The sequence below is a fragment of the Pseudarthrobacter arbutini genome (assembly GCF_054510915.1).
The window spans coordinates 1-17,459 of record NZ_JBTNDQ010000008.1 but is presented as its reverse complement, the minus strand read 5'-3'; the positions used below and the strand labels follow the sequence as shown (position 1 = coordinate 17,459).

The 17,459-nt window shown below is 66.5% G+C and carries 16 protein-coding genes; 12 read left to right on the top strand and 4 right to left on the bottom strand.

Annotated elements, in window-relative coordinates:
* The first annotated feature begins 138 nt into the window (after positions 1-138).
* From argC to ACX80V_RS10465, 9 genes are all read left to right on the top strand, one after another.
* Positions 139-1,170, top strand: coding sequence for an N-acetyl-gamma-glutamyl-phosphate reductase (argC, locus tag ACX80V_RS10505; protein ID WP_485843085.1), 1,032 nt, complete (start codon positions 139-141; stop codon positions 1,168-1,170).
* Complete coding sequence (gene argJ / locus ACX80V_RS10500; protein ID WP_485843084.1) at positions 1,167-2,333, top strand: bifunctional glutamate N-acetyltransferase/amino-acid acetyltransferase ArgJ; 1,167 nt, start codon at positions 1,167-1,169, stop codon at positions 2,331-2,333. The genes argC and argJ overlap by 4 nt, the downstream gene beginning before the upstream one ends.
* Positions 2,334-2,377: 44 nt before the next feature.
* A complete protein-coding gene (gene argB / locus ACX80V_RS10495) occupies positions 2,378-3,346 on the top strand; it encodes an acetylglutamate kinase (protein WP_485843083.1) in 969 nt (322 codons plus the stop codon).
* On the top strand, positions 3,343-4,632 hold the full coding sequence (locus tag ACX80V_RS10490) for an acetylornithine transaminase (RefSeq protein WP_485843082.1): 1,290 nt from the start codon (positions 3,343-3,345) through the stop codon (positions 4,630-4,632). Before argB ends, ACX80V_RS10490 begins: the two co-directional genes overlap by 4 nt.
* Entirely contained in the window at positions 4,629-5,663 is a 1,035-nt protein-coding gene (gene argF, locus ACX80V_RS10485; protein WP_485843081.1) for an ornithine carbamoyltransferase, read from the top strand. The genes ACX80V_RS10490 and argF overlap by 4 nt, the downstream gene beginning before the upstream one ends.
* On the top strand, positions 5,663-6,199 hold the full coding sequence (locus ACX80V_RS10480) for an arginine repressor (protein WP_111906510.1): 537 nt from the start codon (positions 5,663-5,665) through the stop codon (positions 6,197-6,199). Before argF ends, ACX80V_RS10480 begins: the two co-directional genes overlap by 1 nt.
* Before the next feature lie 107 nt (positions 6,200-6,306).
* The gene (locus ACX80V_RS10475; protein ID WP_058929438.1) at positions 6,307-7,512 is read left to right on the top strand and encodes an argininosuccinate synthase; all 1,206 of its coding nucleotides are present in this window, start codon (positions 6,307-6,309) and stop codon (positions 7,510-7,512) included.
* A gap of 6 nt (positions 7,513-7,518) precedes the next feature.
* Complete coding sequence (argH, locus tag ACX80V_RS10470) at positions 7,519-8,958, top strand: argininosuccinate lyase (RefSeq protein ID WP_485843080.1); 1,440 nt, start codon at positions 7,519-7,521, stop codon at positions 8,956-8,958.
* A gap of 150 nt (positions 8,959-9,108) precedes the next feature.
* The gene (locus tag ACX80V_RS10465; RefSeq protein ID WP_485843079.1) at positions 9,109-9,876 is read left to right on the top strand and encodes a maleylpyruvate isomerase family mycothiol-dependent enzyme; all 768 of its coding nucleotides are present in this window, start codon (positions 9,109-9,111) and stop codon (positions 9,874-9,876) included.
* Positions 9,877-9,878: 2 nt separating this feature from the next.
* On the opposite strand, the gene ACX80V_RS10460 is transcribed toward ACX80V_RS10465, so the two are convergent.
* Positions 9,879-10,400 carry a methylated-DNA--[protein]-cysteine S-methyltransferase gene (locus ACX80V_RS10460; RefSeq protein WP_058929435.1) on the bottom strand — a complete coding sequence of 174 codons (522 nt, stop codon included), beginning with the start codon at positions 10,398-10,400 and terminating at the stop codon, positions 9,879-9,881.
* The gene (locus tag ACX80V_RS10455) at positions 10,397-11,923 is read right to left on the bottom strand and encodes an AlkA N-terminal domain-containing protein (protein ID WP_485843078.1); all 1,527 of its coding nucleotides are present in this window, start codon (positions 11,921-11,923) and stop codon (positions 10,397-10,399) included. The genes ACX80V_RS10460 and ACX80V_RS10455 overlap by 4 nt, the downstream gene beginning before the upstream one ends.
* A gap of 78 nt (positions 11,924-12,001) precedes the next feature.
* On the opposite strand from ACX80V_RS10455, the gene ACX80V_RS10450 reads away from it, so the two are divergent.
* Complete coding sequence (locus ACX80V_RS10450; protein WP_485843077.1) at positions 12,002-12,652, top strand: DNA-3-methyladenine glycosylase; 651 nt, start codon at positions 12,002-12,004, stop codon at positions 12,650-12,652.
* Here the strand turns inward: ACX80V_RS10450 and ACX80V_RS10445 are convergent.
* On the bottom strand, positions 12,622-13,257 hold the full coding sequence (locus ACX80V_RS10445; RefSeq protein ID WP_485843076.1) for a GNAT family N-acetyltransferase: 636 nt from the start codon (positions 13,255-13,257) through the stop codon (positions 12,622-12,624). The two genes, ACX80V_RS10450 and ACX80V_RS10445, sit on opposite strands and share 31 nt — an antisense overlap.
* A 155-nt stretch (positions 13,258-13,412) precedes the next feature.
* Here ACX80V_RS10445 and ACX80V_RS10440 point away from each other — a divergent pair, with 155 nt between their 5' ends.
* Both ACX80V_RS10440 and tyrS read left to right on the top strand, forming a co-directional pair.
* Positions 13,413-15,641 (top strand): HelD family protein, encoded by a 2,229-nt coding sequence (locus tag ACX80V_RS10440; protein WP_485843075.1) that lies wholly within the window; start codon positions 13,413-13,415, stop codon positions 15,639-15,641.
* Positions 15,642-15,720: 79 nt separating this feature from the next.
* On the top strand, positions 15,721-17,034 hold the full coding sequence (gene tyrS, locus ACX80V_RS10435; RefSeq protein WP_058929431.1) for a tyrosine--tRNA ligase: 1,314 nt from the start codon (positions 15,721-15,723) through the stop codon (positions 17,032-17,034).
* 17 nt (positions 17,035-17,051) lie between these two features.
* Here tyrS and ACX80V_RS10430 read toward each other — a convergent pair whose 3' ends face one another.
* A complete protein-coding gene (locus tag ACX80V_RS10430; protein ID WP_485843074.1) occupies positions 17,052-17,318 on the bottom strand; it encodes a hypothetical protein in 267 nt (88 codons plus the stop codon).
* Positions 17,319-17,459: the final 141 nt, after the last annotated feature.

The following is a 17,459-nucleotide window of genomic DNA, read 5'->3' as shown; positions in this document are numbered from 1 at the left end:
AGCCGACATTCGGACTGCACGGTCATGATCACCCTCACCCCATCTTACGCCTGCTTGTCCAGCGGCCCCGGGAATCGATGACAGCATCGATGCATAAATATCGGGCATACTGAATATTTTTGCTGTATGATTCACGGCATGACTATTTCTGTTGCCGTCTCCGGAGCCAGCGGCTACGCCGGGGGAGAAGTCCTGCGGCTCCTGGCGGGACATCCGGACGTGACCATCGGTGCCATCACCGCGCACAGCAACGCAGGCTCCCGCCTTGGTGAGCTGCAGCCGCACCTGCACGGACTGGCCAGCCGCATCCTGGAAGACACCACCGTGGAGAATCTCTCCGGGCACGATGTGGTGTTCCTGGCACTTCCGCACGGTGCTTCCGCCGAGATCGCGGCACAGCTCCCCGAAGGCACAGTTGTGATCGACGCCGGCGCAGACCACCGCCTCGAAGATCCAACCGCGTGGGAAAAATTCTACGGCTCGGCCCACGCCGGAACGTGGCCCTACGGCCTGCCGGAGCTCTCCGGCCAGCGCGAGGTCCTCAAGGGCGCCACGCGGATCGCCGTCCCGGGCTGCTACCCGACGTCGGCCCTCCTGGCCCTGGCGCCCGGGTTCGCCGCCAAGCTGCTCCAGCCCGACGACGTCGTGATCGTTTCCGCCTCCGGCACCTCGGGTGCGGGCAAGGCCGCGAAGGTGAACCTCATCGGTTCTGAGGTGATGGGCTCCATGAGCCCCTACGGCGTGGGCGGCGGCCACCGCCACACCCCCGAGATTGAACAGGGCCTCTCCAATGCTGCCGGCGAGAGCGTCACGGTGTCCTTCACCCCGACGCTCGCGCCGATGAGCCGCGGCATCCTCACCACCGCCACCGCGAAGGTCAAGCCCGGCACCACGGCGGCGGACCTCCGCCAGGCGTGGGCTGATGCCTACGACGACGAGCCGTTTGTCCACCTGTTGCCGGAAGGGCAGTGGCCCGCCACCAAGTCCGTCCAGGGCTCCAACCACGCGGCCATGCAGTTGGCACTGGATGAACACACCGGCCGCGTGATTGTGACGTGCGTGATTGATAACCTCACCAAGGGGACTGCCGGCGGCGCCGTGCAGTCCATGAATATTGCGCTAGGCCTGCCGGAAACCGCCGGCCTCAACCTGCAGGGAGTTGCACCGTGACCGTTACCGCCCCCCTGGGATTCCGCGCCGCTGGCGTCACCGCCGGGCTGAAGACCTCAGGCAAGCCGGACTTCGCCCTGGTGGTCAACGACGGCCCGTCCAAGGCGGCGGCCGCCGTCTTCACCAGCAACCGGGTGGCCGCGGCCCCCGTCCATTGGTCCCGCCAGGTCGTCTCCGATGGCCGCGTTGACGCGGTGGTCCTCAACTCCGGCGGCGCCAACGCCTGTACGGGTCCCCAGGGGTTCCAGAACACCCACAGCACGGCCGAAAAAGTGGCAGCGGTCCTCGGTATCTCGGCGACGGACGTGTTTGTCTGTTCCACCGGCCTGATCGGCGAGCAGCTGCCCATGGACAAGATCCTCCCGGGCGTCGACGCTGCCTCGGCAGCGCTCAGCACGGACGGCGGGCAGGATGCGGCCACCGCCATCATGACCACAGACTCGGTGCCCAAGTCCGCACTGTTCATCGGCACGGACGCCGATGGCCAGGAGTTCACCATCGGCGGCATCGCCAAGGGCGCCGGCATGCTGGCACCCGGCCTGGCCACCATGCTGGTGGTCCTCACCACTGACGCCGACGTCGAAGCGGAAATGCTCGACGTCGTCCTCCGCGACGCCACGCGCGTCACCTTCGACCGGGCTGATTCGGACGGCTGCATGTCCACCAATGACACCGTGGTGTTGCTGGCTTCCGGCGCTTCCGGCGCCGTCCCGTCCGCGGAAACCTTTGGTGCCGGGCTGACCCAGGTATGCGCCGAACTGGCACGCAAGCTGATCGGGGACGCCGAAGGCGCCAGCCACGACATCGCCATCCGCACCTTCAACGCGGCCAGTGAGCGGGACGCCGAAACGGTCAGCCGCTCCGTGGCCCGGTCCAACCTGTTCAAGGCAGCCATCTTCGGCAAGGACCCCAACTGGGGCCGCGTGCTGTCCGCCGTGGGCACCACGGACGCCGTGTTTGAACCGGACCAGCTGAATGTGGCCATCAATGGCATCCAGATCTGCCGCAACGGCAGCATCGGCGACGACCGCAACCTGGTGGACCTCGAACCCCGCGAAGTCCTGGTGGAAATTGACCTGCAGTCCGGTGACGCCGAAGCCACCATCTGGACCAACGACCTCACCCACGACTACGTCCACGAGAACAGCGCCTACTCAAGCTAGATCCTCAAGCTAGATTCACCAGCAACCCTGGAGATATTGCACGCATGAACACCCAGACCCGTGAAACGACGTCCATGAGTGATGCCCAAAGCAAGGCCGGCACGCTGATCGAGGCGCTGCCCTGGATCCAGCGGTTCGCCGGCACCACCATGGTGATCAAATACGGCGGCAACGCCATGGTCAACGAGGAACTGCGCCGCGCCTTCGCCGAAGACGTAGTGTTCCTGCACCATGTGGGCATCCACCCCGTGGTGGTCCACGGCGGCGGTCCGCAGATCAACTCCATGCTGGCGCGGCTGGGCATCGAGTCTGAGTTCAAAGGCGGCCTCCGCGTCACCACCCCCGAAGCCATGGACGTGGTCCGTATGGTCCTCACCGGCCAGGTGGGCCGCGAGCTGGTGGGCCTGATCAACTCCCACGGCCCGTATGCAGTGGGAATGTCCGGCGAAGACGGCGGCCTGCTCCGTGCCGTCCGGACCGGCACCGTCATTGACGGCGAGGAAGTGGACCTCGGCCTGGTGGGGGAAGTTGTCGGCGTGAACCCCGAGGGCATCCTGGACATCCTCGCCGCGGGCCGCATCCCGGTCATCTCCACCGTGGCACCGGAAATCGAGTCCGACGGCCTCGAGACGGCAGCCGGAGAGGTCCAGACCACCGGGCAGGTCCTCAACGTCAATGCGGATACCGCCGCGGCCGCCCTCGCCGAAGCGTTGGGTGCCTCCAAGCTGGTGATCCTCACCGACGTCGAAGGCCTCTACGCCAACTGGCCGGACCGGTCATCCCTCATCTCGTCCCTCACGGCCTCGGAGCTGCGGCAGCTCCTGCCGTCGTTGGAATCAGGCATGATCCCCAAGATGGAAGCGTGCCTCAAGGCCATTGACGGCGGCGTGGAACGCGCCCACATCGTGGACGGCCGCCTGCCGCACTCGATGCTCCTGGAAACATTCACGACCGCGGGCATCGGCACGCAGGTCGTCCCCGACGACGACGCAGAAGAGGTAGTAAACCCATGAACCAGGTGAAAACAGGCAGCCATGCCGCCACCACGCTGGAGAAGACGCCGGTGACAGACCTTGTGGACGGCAGGGGGAATACCGGCGGGGCGGACTGGCTGGCCCGCTATTCGTCGTCGCTCATGGGCGTCTTTGGCACGCCGCAGCGTGTCCTGGTCCGTGGTGCCGGCTGCCTGGTCTGGGACGCCGACGGCAAGGAATACCTGGACCTGCTCGGCGGTATTGCCGTCAACGCCCTGGGCCACGCCCACCCCTTTGTCACGTCCGTGATTTCGAGCCAGCTGGCAACCCTGGGCCATGTCTCCAACTTCTTCACCAGCCCCACGCAGATCGCGCTTGCGGAAAAGCTTCTGGCACTGACGCACGCACCTGCCGGCTCCAAGGTATTCTTCGCCAACTCGGGAACCGAAGCGGTCGAGGCCGCCTTCAAGCTGGCTCGCCGCAATGCAACCGGACCGGACGGCGCAGCCCGCACCAAGATCATCGCCCTCGAAGGCGCCTTCCATGGACGCACCATGGGTGCCCTGGCCTTGACCGCCAAGGAAGCCTACCGCGCACCGTTTGAGCCGTTGCCCGGCGGCGTGGTCCATATCCCGTTCGGCGACGTCGCAGCCTTGGAAGCAGCCATCGACGAAACCGTGGCCGCCGTTTTCCTGGAGCCCATCCAGGGCGAAGCCGGAGTGCGGCCACTGCCTCCTGGCTACCTGAAGGCAGCCCGCGAAGCGACCACAAAGGCCGGCGCCCTGCTGATCCTGGACGAGGTCCAGACTGGAATCGGCCGGACCGGCAAATGGCTCGCGACGGAGGACGCTGGCATCGTTCCCGACGCCATCACGCTGGCGAAGGGCCTCGGCGGCGGCTTCCCCATCGGTGCGCTTCTCACGTTCGGTGAGCGGACGTCATCGCTCCTGTCCGCGGGCCAGCACGGCACCACTTTCGGCGGCAACCCGGTGGCGACGGCGGCCGCGCTGGCCACGTTGCACGCGATCGAAAGCCAGCGGGTCCTGGAAAACGTTGCAGTTGTGGGGGACTACCTCCGCACCGGGCTCGCCGCCGTCGACGGCGTCACCGAAGTCCGCGGCGAAGGCCTGCTCATCGGCTTCGACCTGGACGCCGACGTGGCCCCCGCCGTGGTGACCGCAGGCCTTGACGCCGGTTTCATCGTCAACAGCCCCGGCCCGCGCACCATCCGGCTTGCCCCGCCGCTTATCCTCACCAAGGACCAGGCAGGCACCTTCCTCGCCGCCCTCCCGGCAATCCTCCAGACAGCTAAGGACGCGCAGTGACCCCTGTAGTTTCTTCCGCCGGCACAGCCAGCACCACACGCCACTTCCTGAAGGACACGGACCTCAGCCCCGCCGAGCAGGCCGAGGTCCTGGACCTGGCCGTCCGCATGAAGGCAGCGCCGTACAGCGTGCAGCCCTTTGCCGGGGAGGGTAACGGCCGCAAGACCGTGGCCGTCATCTTCGACAAGACCTCCACCCGTACGCGCGTTTCCTTTGCCACGGGCATCGCGGACATGGGCGGCAACGCCCTGATCATCAACCCTGGCGAGGCCCAGATTGGCCACAAGGAGTCTGTCGAGGACACCGCCAAAGTCTTGGAGCGCATGGTCTCCACCATTGTGTGGCGCACCGGCGCGCACTCGGGCCTGGTGGCCATGGCGGAAAACTCAAGGGTGCCGGTAATCAACGCCTTGTGCGACGACTACCACCCGTGCCAGCTCCTGGCGGACCTGCTCGCGGTGAAGGAACACAAGGGCGAGCTGGCCGGACTGACCATGAGCTACCTGGGCGACGCCGCCAACAACATGGCCAACTCCTACCTGCTGGCCGGCGTCACGGCGGGAATGCATGTCCGCATCGCCGGGCCCGAGGGCTACCTGCCGGCTGCGGAGATCGTCGCCGCGGCGGAGGAACGCGCCGCGCAGACCGGCGGTTCCGTGCTGGTCACCACCGACGCCGCCGTGGCCCTAAACGGCGCCGACGTTGTGGCCACGGACACCTGGGTCTCCATGGGCCAGGAAGCCGAAAAGGAAGCCAGGCTGCAGCTGTTCCGGGAGTACTCCGTGGATGAGGCGGCCATGGCACACGCGGCGGATGACGCCGTCGTGCTTCACTGCCTGCCCGCCTACCGCGGCTACGAGATTTCGGCGGGCGTCATCGACGGCCCGCAGTCGATCGTCTGGGACGAAGCGGAGAACCGGCTGCACGCGCAGAAGGCACTGATGGCCTGGCTGATGCACCGGTCCGGGCTCGCCGTCGTCGAAGGCCTGGCCCCCGTGGACGGGCTGGCGCCGCGGGAGGTTGGCAACTAGTGTCCGTCCCGCCGGCATCGCCGGGCTCCAGCCCGGCCACCAAAACGGCCCGCCAAGCGCGCATCACCGCGATCCTGACGGGTGAATCGGTGCGTTCCCAGGCGGAGCTGGCCGCTTTGCTGGCGGACGACGGCGTCCAGGTCACCCAGGCCACGCTGTCCCGGGACCTCGTGGAACTCGGTGCCGTCCGGGTCCGCGGCAAGGAAGGCGTGCTGGTTTACGCCGTCCCCGGCGAGGGCGGCGAACGTGCGGCCAAGAGCGGGGTCAGCCAGGAGATCCTGGATGCCCGGCTTGCCCGGCTGTGCAGTGAACTCCTGGTCACGGCGGAAGCCTCGGCCAACATCGCGGTGCTCCGAACCCCGCCCGGTGCGGCCAACTTCCTGGCCCTGGCCATTGACCACTCGGTGATGCCCTCCATCCTGGGGACCATTGCCGGTGACGACACCGTGCTGCTGGTCTCCCGGGATCCGCAGGGCGGGCAGGACCTCGCGGTCCGGTTCCTGCAGCTCGCCGAGGAAGCCGGCGGCAGCCAGTAGGCCCACGCAGCCAGAACACTTTCCCGGTGTGACAGGCTTTCCCCAGAACGTTTTTCCCTGAAGAGTTTCCCCGATCAACATCTACAACCCCAATTAGGAGCATTTTCGTGACTGAGCGCATTGTTCTGGCCTACTCCGGTGGCCTCGATACTTCCGTAGCCATCGGCTGGATCGGTGAAGCCACCGGTGCTGAGGTCATCGCCGTGGCGGTCGACGTCGGACAGGGCGGCGAGTCGCTGGAGACCATCCGCCAGCGCGCCCTCGGCTGCGGTGCCGTCGAAGCCTACGTGGCCGACGCGTCCGACGAGTTCGCCAACGAATACTGCATGCCCACGCTGAAGGCCAACGCCCTCTACCAGGGCCACTACCCGCTGGTTTCGGCCATCTCCCGGCCGGTCATCGTCAAGCACCTGGTCAAGGCCGCCCGCGAATTCGGCGCCACCACCGTGGCCCACGGCTGCACCGGCAAGGGCAACGACCAAGTCCGCTTTGAGGTGGGCATCCAGACCCTCGGCCCGGACCTGAAGTGCATCGCACCGGTCCGCGACCTCGCCCTCACCCGCGACAAGGCCATCGCCTTCGCCGAGGAAAAGGGACTGCCGATCGAGACCACCAAGAAGAACCCGTACTCGATCGACCAGAACGTCTGGGGACGCGCCGTCGAAACCGGTTACCTCGAGGACATCTGGAACGCGCCCACCAAGGACATCTACGACTACACCGCCACGCCGGAGTTCCCGCCGGCCCCGGATGAGGTCACCATTTCGTTCGAAGCCGGCGTGCCCGTAGCGATCGACGGCGTCCGGGTCACCCCGCTGCAGGCCATCAAGGAACTGAACCGCCGTGCCGGCGCGCAGGGTGTGGGCCGGATCGACGTCGTCGAGGACCGCCTCGTGGGCATCAAGTCCCGCGAAATCTACGAAGCCCCCGGTGCCATGGCGCTGATCACCGCGCACAAGCACCTCGAGGACATCACCGTCGAGCGCGAGCAGGCCCGCTTCAAGGCCACGGTTGGCCAGCGCTGGGCCGAACTGGTCTACGACGGCCAGTGGTTCTCACCGCTCAAGCGCTCCCTGGACGCGTTCATCGAAGACACCCAGAAGCACGTCACCGGCGACATCCGCATGGTGCTGCACGGTGGACAGGCGATCGTCAACGGCCGCCGCTCCGAGACCTCGCTCTACGACTTCGACCTCGCCACCTACGACACCGGCGACACGTTCGACCAGTCCATGGCGCGCGGCTTCATCGAGCTGTGGGGCATGTCCGCCAAGGTTGCCTCAGGCCGCGATATCCGCGTCGCAGGAAAGTAAACATCGGTGGTTGAGCCTGTCGAAACCCCGAAATCCGACGCGACGAACACCGGCGCACTGTGGGGCGGCCGGTTCGCCGGCGGCCCCGCGGATGCCCTCGCAGCCCTGAGCAAGTCCACGCACTTTGACTGGCGGCTGGCCCGCTACGACATCGCCGGCTCCAAAGCGCACGCCCGCGTGCTGCACAAGGCCGGGCTGCTGGACGACGCCGAACTCGACGGCATGCTGGACGCCCTGGGCCGGCTGGATGACGATGTCGCCTCAGGCGCGTACTTGCCGGCGGAATCCGATGAGGACGTGCACGGGTCACTGGAACGCGGCCTGATCGAGCGCGCCGGCACCCAGCTGGGCGGCAAGCTCCGCGCCGGACGGTCCCGCAACGACCAGGTGGCCACGCTGGGCCGCATGTTCCTGCGTGACCACGCCCGGATCATCGCGCGCGGCGTGCTGGCAACCATCGAGGCGCTGGTGGGGCAGGCCAAAGCCCACCAGGGGGTGGCCATGCCAGGCCGTACTCACCTGCAGCATGCCCAGCCCATCCTGCTCAGCCACCACCTGCTGGCCCATGCCTGGGCGCTGCTGCGCGATGTGCAGCGGCTCCAGGACTGGGACAAGCGCGCAGGGGTTTCGCCTTACGGTTCCGGTGCCCTCGCAGGCTCGTCGCTGGGCCTCGACCCGGAGGCCGTCGCGGCGGACCTGGGGTTCTTCTCCGCCACGCACAACTCCATTGACGGCACCGCATCGCGCGATGTCTTCGCCGAGTTTGCGTGGGTTACGGCCATGATCGGCGTGGACCTGTCCCGCGTTTCGGAGGAAGTCATTCTCTGGGCCACCAAGGAGTTCTCCTTTGTGACCCTGCACGATTCCTACTCCACCGGTTCCTCGATCATGCCGCAGAAGAAGAACCCCGACGTCGCCGAACTGGCCCGCGGCAAGGCAGGGCGCCTGATCGGCAACCTGACCGGGCTGCTGGCCACGCTCAAGGGACTGCCGCTCGCGTACAACCGCGACCTGCAGGAGGACAAGGAACCGGTCTTCGATGCCGCCGACACCCTGGAGCTGCTGCTTCCGGCTGTCTCGGGCATGATCGCGACGCTGAAGTTCAACACGGAACGGATGGAGTCGCTGGCACCGCAGGGCTTCGCGCTGGCCACGGACATTGCCGAGTGGCTGGTCCGCCAGGGCGTTCCGTTCCGCGAGGCGCACGAGCTCTCCGGAGCAGCGGTCAAGCAGGCCGAAAGCCGCGACGTGGAGCTGTGGGACCTGACGGATGAGGAATACGCCGCTATTTCGGAGCACCTGACTCCGGAGGTCCGCACGGTCCTGTCCACGGAAGGGTCGCTCAACAGCCGCAACTCCCAGGGCGGCACCGCACCCGCCGCCGTCGAACGCCAGCTGCTCGCGCTGGAAGCAGAGCTTGCCGGCGTGCGGGACTACGCAGCCTAACCCCCAAACGCTCTCTCAGTTGATGCAGCATTTTGGCCAACGCTCTCTCACTTTCCTCAAGAAAGTGAGAGTGCGTTGCCGATATTCATGCATTAACTGAGAGAGCGTTCTGCGTTAAGAGTCGTTAACTCTGTCGGCTACCATGGCGCTATGACTGAGATCACTACTTCAGAACTACTGGCCGAACTGCATAAGGCCGCCGGCGCCGTGGCCTCGACCGCCGCGAAATTCACCGATGAGGATGTCAAGGCACCGTCGGGACTGCCCGGCTGGACCCGCGGGCACGTCCTGGCGCATCTCGCCGGCATCTCCAACGCCATGGCGCGGCAGCTGGAATTTGCCGCCCGCGGCGCCACTGTTGAGCTGTACGACGGAGGCCAGGACGGACGCACGAAGGCTATCGAGATGGCCGCCGGCCACAACGCGGATGCGCACCGGGCTGACCTGCAGGCCGGCCTGGACCGGGCACTGAAGGCTTTTGATTCGCTGGAACGCGACGCCGACTGGCAGGCCTCCATTGCCTACCGTGGAGGAGTGGTCTTCGACGGCGGCCTCGCGTTGTGGCGTGAACTGGTGATCCACACAGCGGACCTGGGCGCGGGCCTCGGGCCCGAGACGTGGAGCCGGAAGTTCTGCGAGCACGTCTTCGACTTCCTGGCGGCCCGTGTCCCGCCGGGGGAAAAACTCGTGCTGCAGCCACTCGGGCTCCCGCCCGTGACCCTTGGCCTCGGCCGTTCCACCGTCATCAGCGGGATGATCACTGACATTGCCGCCTGGCTGGCCGGCCGTGAACCATCGCTCGGCAGCCTGCGGGCAACAGCCGCCGCGGACGGCGTGGACCTCCCGGAACTGCTGCCCTGGCCATCCGGGACACCGGCTGCCGGAGCCACGCCATCCGGGACACCCGCAGCACGGTAGCCCTATCCGGCTTCGCGGGCCAGCAGGCTCTCCGTTGCCTCGCGGGCCAGCAGGCTCTCCTTGATGGCCAGGCCCCAGCGGAAACCGCCCAGGGAACCGTCGGTGCGGATGACGCGGTGGCACGGCACAAACAAGGCAGCCGCGTTGAACGCACACGCGCTGGCCGCGGCCCGGACCGCTTTCGGATTTCCGGAAAGCTCGGCATACTCGGTGTACGTCACCGGCGACCCGGGACGAACGGTCCTCAGCACGTCCCAGGCGTGCGACCGGAACGGCCCAGACTTCTGGCGCACGGGGACGGCCATGGCAGGCGCTGGATCGCCGGCATAGAAGGCCTCCACGGCCCGGGAGATGCTGCCCAGGTCCGTGACCGCTTCGACGTCGCCCGGCCGCAGCTCGGGGTGGATCTGGCCGGTCAGCTCACCCGGCTCGGCGGTCCAGCCCGAGGCGAGGACCACGCCGTCCTGGGCAAGGATGGTGAACGGTCCGTCCGGGGTGGACATCACTAACAGCTGGGCTTTCATAGCATCGCTTTCTCTGGAACGGCTTGTATAGGTTTGGAGGATTTGGACTCCGCGGCGGCGCGCCACAGGTGCATGGTGGCGTAGGACCGCCACGGGCTGACCTCGCGGAAATCGGGGCTTGGCGTCACGCCAGTCGCCTCAAGGCCGCCGCCGTCTTGGTTCGTGAGGGCTGGGGCGAGCGCCCGGATGCCGTTTCGCACCGCGGCGTCGTTGGCCAGAAACACGTCCGGCGCGCCGAGGACACGCATTGCCACGTAGCCCACGGTCCACGGGCCAACCCCGGGAAGGGGAAGCAGCTTGGCGCCGAGCCCGGGCAGATCGTCCCCGTAGCCAAAATCCAGTTGGCCTCCAGCCAGGGCCGACGCGGCGGAACGGATGGCGTCAATCCGGCGTTGCGGACCGCGCAGCAGCTTGTAGCCGGTCTCGGCGATTTCGGCCGCGGTGGGAAACCGCCGGTCAAGGCCCTCGCCGGGGACCGCGCTTGGACTGCCGGCAGCGGCCAGCTGCGTCAGTGCGGTGCGGGCCGCAGCCACGGTGATTTGCTGCCCGATCATCGCCCGGATGAGCAGCTCCTGCGGATCCAACGCGCCGGGCATCCTGATGCCCGGCGCACCGGCAACCGAGGCGGCCAGGCGGGGCTCCTGGGACAGGGCACTGTCGATGGCTACCGGATCGGCGTCGAGGTCGAAGAGCCGGCGTACCCTGCTCAGCAGTGCGGGCAGGTCCCGGAGGTCCACCGCGCCGATGGTGAGGGTCAGTGGCCGTCGGGGAGCGCCGTCGTCGTAAGTCACGCTGAAGCGGGCATCGCCATGCGGAAGCTGCAAAGAACGGGCGTACGACGTCGGCGTCCCCGCCTCGATCCCGGGGATCGCCCTGACGGCGAGGAAGGAAAAGATGCCGGGATCGAACGGTTCGCGGTACGGCAGGCTCAACGTCAGCGACGTCGCGGCGGCAGGGGAGCGGTGGTGCCTGGCGGTCGCGCGCAGGGCAGTGGGCGTCATGGCGAACACCTCCACCATGGTGTCGTTGAACTGGCGGACGCTGCTGAAGCCGGACGCGAATGCGATGTCCGCCAGCTTCATCGCCGTGGACACCAACAGGGTGCGGGCGGTCTGGGCGCGGCTGGCCCGGGCCAGGGAGAGCGGGCCGGCGCCGAGTTCGTGGCTGAGGATCCGGTTGAGCTGGCGGGAGGAGTATCCCAGCCGGGCGGCGAGGCCCTCCACCCCGTCCCGGTTGATCACGCCGTCGTTGATCAGGCGCATCGCGCGGCCCGCCAGGTCCTGCCGGATGTTCCACGCAGGCGTGCCTGGCACTGCTTCGGGGAGGCAGCGCTTGCACGCCCGGTAGCCGGCGTCGTGTGCCGCGGCAGAGGTTTCGTAGAAGGTGACGTTCACGGCTTTCGGGGTCCTGGCGGGGCAGGACGGGCGGCAGTAGATGCCGGTGGTCCGGACAGCCGTGTAGAACTGCCCGTCGAACCGGGTGTCCCGCGCGTCAATCGCGCGGTAGCGCTGCCAGAAGTCCATGCCCTCCATCCTGCCAGCCAGCGACCGGGACTGCTAGCGGAAATCGGACACCGCCGTGGCGTTCGATAGAGTCGGACCATGACCGCCAGCCTGAGTCCCGCCAGCCCGGATCAGCTCCGCGAACTGCTGTCCGGCGACGCCCGGAGGGTCGCTCCGCGGCTGCTGGGATCCGTACTGACCCACCACAGCCACGAGGGAACTGTGGCTGTGCGGATCACCGAGGTGGAGGCGTACATGGGTCCCGGCGACTCGTCGCATCCGGATCCCGGCTCCCACACTTTCCGTGGCCCCACGGCCCGCAACGCGCCCATGTTCGGCCCGGCCGGCCACCTCTACGTCTACTTCACCTATGGCATGCACTACTGCGCCAACATCGTCTGCGGCGCGGCGGGCACCGCATCTGCCGTCCTGCTGCGGGCGGGCGAGGTGGTGGAGGGGCAGCACCTCGCGATGGTGCGGCGTCCGACGTCAAAATCGGCTCTCGACCTGGCGAGCGGCCCGGCCCGGCTGGCCACCACGCTGGCCCTCACTACCGCCGACAGCGGCCGGGATGCGCTGGCTGACCCCTTCGAGCTGCGGCTGACTTCGGTACCCGCTCCCGTGTTCAGTTCCGGGCCGAGGGTGGGCGTTTCCGGCGACGGCGGCTCCGCGACGTATCCCTGGCGCTTCTGGCTGCCAGGGGATCCCACCGTGTCCCGCTACAAGGCGGCGAAGGTGCGCCGGGCATAATCCGTCCCGCCAGGATTGTCTCCCGCCAGGGCGAACGGCGCCAACCGGTGCTGGAGGCGCTGCTGCACCGCGGGCCATTCCTGCCCCAGGACCGAGAACACTGCCGAATCCGCACGTGTGCCGTCAGGCGCCAGGCGGTGGCTGCGCAGCACGCCCTCGAACGTTGCCCCCAGCCGTTCGATGGCTGCGGCGCTGCGCACATTACGTGCGTCGCAGCGAAACGCAACGCGCTGAACGTGAAGGACGTCGAACGCAAAGGCGAGCAGGGCGTGCTTGCTGGCGGGATTTACGTGCGTGCCCCAGAACTGCCGTCCAAAGAACGTGCCGCCAACTTCCACGCGTTGCTGGGCGGCATCGAACGCATTCAGCGCGGTTGTGCCCAGGAGGGCTCCGGTCCGCTGGTCCGTCACGGCGAAGGCCAGGCTGGCCGGGTCCTCAATCCTGGCCGCAAACAGCCCTGAAAGCTCGTGCGCCGTGGCCGGCAGGGGCGCGGCCATTCCTGCCCACATCGTGGCGTCCACGAAGTCAAACAGCCCTTCGGCATGGTGCGGTGCCAACGGAAGGAGGGAAAGCCCGTATCCGGTCAGGACGTTCTCGTGGTGCATTGCAGTATTGAATCACTCACGGGGCGGAACGGCTACGGAAGTGTGCGGCCTGAAAGTGAACATTGGGTGACTTCCGGGGCAGGGGACCGGCGGGCGCGTTAACCGAAATGGTTGTAGAATGGACGGTCTGTCTTTTGCGATAGGGGAACGTTTAAATGCTCGACGCCGATTTGGCCCACGAACGGAACTATGTTGCCGGCCTGTACGCCCGGCTGGAAGAGCTCCGCGCGGAAAAGCGCCAGCAGTTGGCACAGGTCCGCCGGGCCGGTGCCGTGGGCACCATGCAGAATGTCTCCGAACGCGACGCCTTCGCCGCGCTCTACGAGGACCGCCTCGCCCAGCTCGACGCCGTCGACGACCGCCTGGTCTTCGGCCGCCTCGACCTGGATTCCGGTGAGGCCCAGTACATTGGGCGCATCGGCCTGACCACCGATGACCTCCAGCGGCTCATGGTGGACTGGCGCGCGCCCGAAGCCGGCCACTTCTACCAGGCAACGGCGTTTGACCGGCAGGGCGTCCGCCGCCGGCGGCACCTGATTCTGCAGGGCCGGGAAGTCAAGGCCATCGAGGACGACGTCCTTGATGCGGACATGCTCGCGGACGACGCATCGCTGCAGGGCGAAGGAGCACTGCTGGCGGCTCTGGATTCCAAGCGCACGGGCCGGATGTCCGACATCGTCGGCACCATCCAGTCCGAGCAGGACCGCATCATCCGGTCCTCCATTTCCGGTGCCCTCGTGGTGCAGGGTGGTCCCGGTACCGGTAAGACTGCTGTGGCACTGCACCGGGCCGCGTACCTGCTCTACACGCACCGGGAACGGCTGAAGACCGCAGGTGTGCTGCTGGTGGGCCCGTCGTCGTCCTTTATGAAGTACATCGAACGTGTTCTTCCCTCGCTCGGTGAGACCGGCGTGGTCATGGCCAGCGTGGGTCGCCTGATGCCCGGAATCAAAGCGGTTGGCGAACCTGAGGCAGAGGTCGCGGCCATCAAGGGGCGGCTGGACATGGTGAAGGTTGTGGCCAATGCGGTCGCGAACCGGCAGCGGATCCCCGCCGAGGACCGTGTCCTGGACGTCGACGGCCGCAAGCTGGTGCTGACGCGGCGGCAAGTAAGCCGGGCGCGCGAACGTGCCCGGTCCACCGGCAAGCCGCACAACGAGGCGCGCCTGACGTTTATCAAAATTCTGCTCCGCGAACTGACCGAGCAGATGACCGATCTCGTGGAGGCCGGGAGCATCGGCAACAATGCCGACCGCTCGTATCTGGCAGAAGACGTCCGCACGGCCCGCGACGTCCGGATCGTCCTGAACCTGTGCTGGATGCCGATGACTCCGGAGAAGCTGATCACCGAGCTTCTGAGCAAGCCCGCAGTCCTGGCGGCCTGCACACCGAGCCTGTCCCTTGGGGAGCGGTCGCTGCTGCTGCGCCCCGCTGGTGCGCCTTGGACCGAGGCCGACGTCCCGCTGCTGGACGAGGCCGCGGAGCTCCTCGGCGAAATGGACCCGGCGGCGGGACGGGGCCTTGCACAGCAGGAGCACGACCGCGCCCGGGACCTTGCCAACGCCAAGCAGACACTGGTGAACATGGGGGACATGGGTGTCGATGTCCTCATCTCCGCGGAGGAACTCGTCGATCAGAACCAGGAGCGCGAGAATCGCCTGACGGCCGCCGAGCGCGCCACCAGCGACCGCACGTGGGCCTTCGGCCACATCGTGGTGGATGAGGCGCAGGAGCTTTCGCCCATGCAATGGCGCCTGCTGGTCCGCCGTTGCCCGCTGAAATCCTTCACCATCGTGGGCGACATCGCGCAGACCAGTTCAGTCGCCGGCGCCAACTCCTGGCAGGGGGCCCTGGCACCCATGTTCGGTGACCGCTGGCAGCTGGAGGAGCTGACAGTCAACTACCGGACGCCCTCTCAGATCGCTGAAGCCGCCGCCAGCATGGCCAACGCGGCCGGACTGGTGGTTTCCGCGCCGAAGGCCGTCCGCGAGGGACGGTGGGCCCCTGTCATCGACAAGGTTGACCACGGACAGGTGGTGAACCGTTTGGTGGAGGTGCTCCCCGAGGAACTGGCAGCGCTCGACGGCGGCCTCCTCGCCGTGATTGCCGACGGCGACCTTCTGCCGGCTGCAACGTCAGCCCTTCGTGCCGTGTACGGCCGGCGCATCGGCAACGGCGCGGGCAGCTACGAACAGGACATCGTGGTCATCAGCCCGCGCGAGGCCAAGGGCCTGGAGTTCGACGGCGTTGTGGTTCTTGAGCCGTCCGTCATGCTCAACCGCGAGCATGGCCGGGTGGGCGATCTGTACGTCGCCATGACCCGGCCCACGCAGCGGCTCCGGCTGATCGCCGCGGAAGGTATTCCGGCAGGCATAGAAGGCTGAGCCGGTCCGCTTTGCCTCTCGACGCCCGGCGCCGTTCATTTCGGCGCCGGGCGTCGCTGATCCTGCTAACTTAGAAGTCGTGTCAGAACTCAACGATCTCGAATCCCAGCAGAACGACCCCACCTTCGCCAATGTCTGGCAGGAGCTGAAGTGGCGCGGCCTGGTCCACGTCTCCACCGATGAAGAGGAACTGGAAAAGCTCCTCGCCGGTGATCCGATCACCTACTACTGCGGATTCGACCCCACCGCGCCGAGCCTGCACCTGGGCAACCTGGTCCAACTCCTCGTTATGCGCCGGCTGCAGCTCGCCGGGCACAAGCCGCTGGGACTCGTGGGCGGATCCACGGGACTGATCGGCGATCCGCGGCCCACCGCCGAGCGCACGCTGAACACCAAGGACACCGTTAACGAATGGGTGGGCTACCTGCAGGCCCAGGTCCGCCGCTTCCTCAGCTTCGATGGCGCCAGCGCCGCCCGCATGGTCAACAACCTCGACTGGACCGCGCCGTTGAGCGCCATCGACTTCCTGCGCGAGATCGGAAAGCACTACCGGGTCGGCACCATGCTCCGCAAGGATGCTGTTGCGTCCCGCCTCAGTTCGGACGAGGGCATCAGCTACACCGAATTCAGCTACCAGATCCTGCAGGGCATGGACTACCTCCAGTTGTTCCGCGACTACGGCTGCATGCTGCAGACCGGCGGCTCGGACCAGTGGGGCAACCTCACCAGCGGCACTGAACTCATCCGCAAGGTTGAGGGTAAGAGCGTCCACGCCCTGGGTACGCCGCTGATCACCAACTCCGACGGCACTAAGTTCGGCAAGAGCGAAGGCAATGCCATCTGGCTCGACGCCGGCATGTGCAGCCCGTACGCCTTCTACCAGTTCTGGCTGAACACCGCCGACTCTGACGTGGTGGACCGGCTGAAGGTCTTCACTTTTCTGAGCCGCGCGGAAATCGAAACCCTGGCAGCTGCCGTGGCCGAACGTCCGTTTGCACGGGAAGGCCAGCGGAAGCTGGCGTTTGAAGTGACTTCCCTGGTCCACGGTGTGGAGGCAACGGAGAAAGTCATCGCGGCGTCCGCTGCACTTTTTGGCAACGGTGACCTGTCCGCCCTGGACCGGCCCACGCTTGAGGCAGCCACGTCGGAGCTTCCTTCCGCCCGCATCCAGGTGGATGGCCTCGGGATCATTGACCTGCTGGTGGCATCCGGCCTGTCGGAGAGCAAGTCCGCGGCCCGGCGGACCGTCGGCGAAGGCGGCGCCTATGTAAACAACGAGAAGGTGTCCGACCCGGAAGCTGTCATCTCCGAATCGGAGCTGCTGCATGGCCAGTACCTGCTCCTGCGCCGCGGCAAGAAGAATCTCGCGACTGTCGAAGTCCTGGTTCCTTAGCCTTCCCAAGCCCCCATTCACGCTCCTCCGCAGCCGATTTGCACGGCCTCGGGGGAGCGTGTATTGTTTTCTGAGTCGCCGCCGTTGAGTGGTGACAAACCCCCTTCACAAGAGAAGCAATTCATCGTGTGCAAAGCACGAAAATGATGAAAAGCTTCACTTTTTGATGGGCGGATTCGTTCCACAGAGTGAATATCGGGAAAATAACCCGGATTTGCAAAGTGAATAAGAATGAAATAAGCTATAAACATCGCAGCGAAGAAAAGCGAAACAAAAGAATTCATTTGAATATGAATTGTTTCGGGAATTATTCGAATGTGTCTGTTGTTTGAGAACTCAATAGTGTGCCAAGTTTGTTGATACCAATTTATTGTATTGAATTGGTTGAATTGACTGGATTATGCCACCCCGTGGTGTGGTCTGGT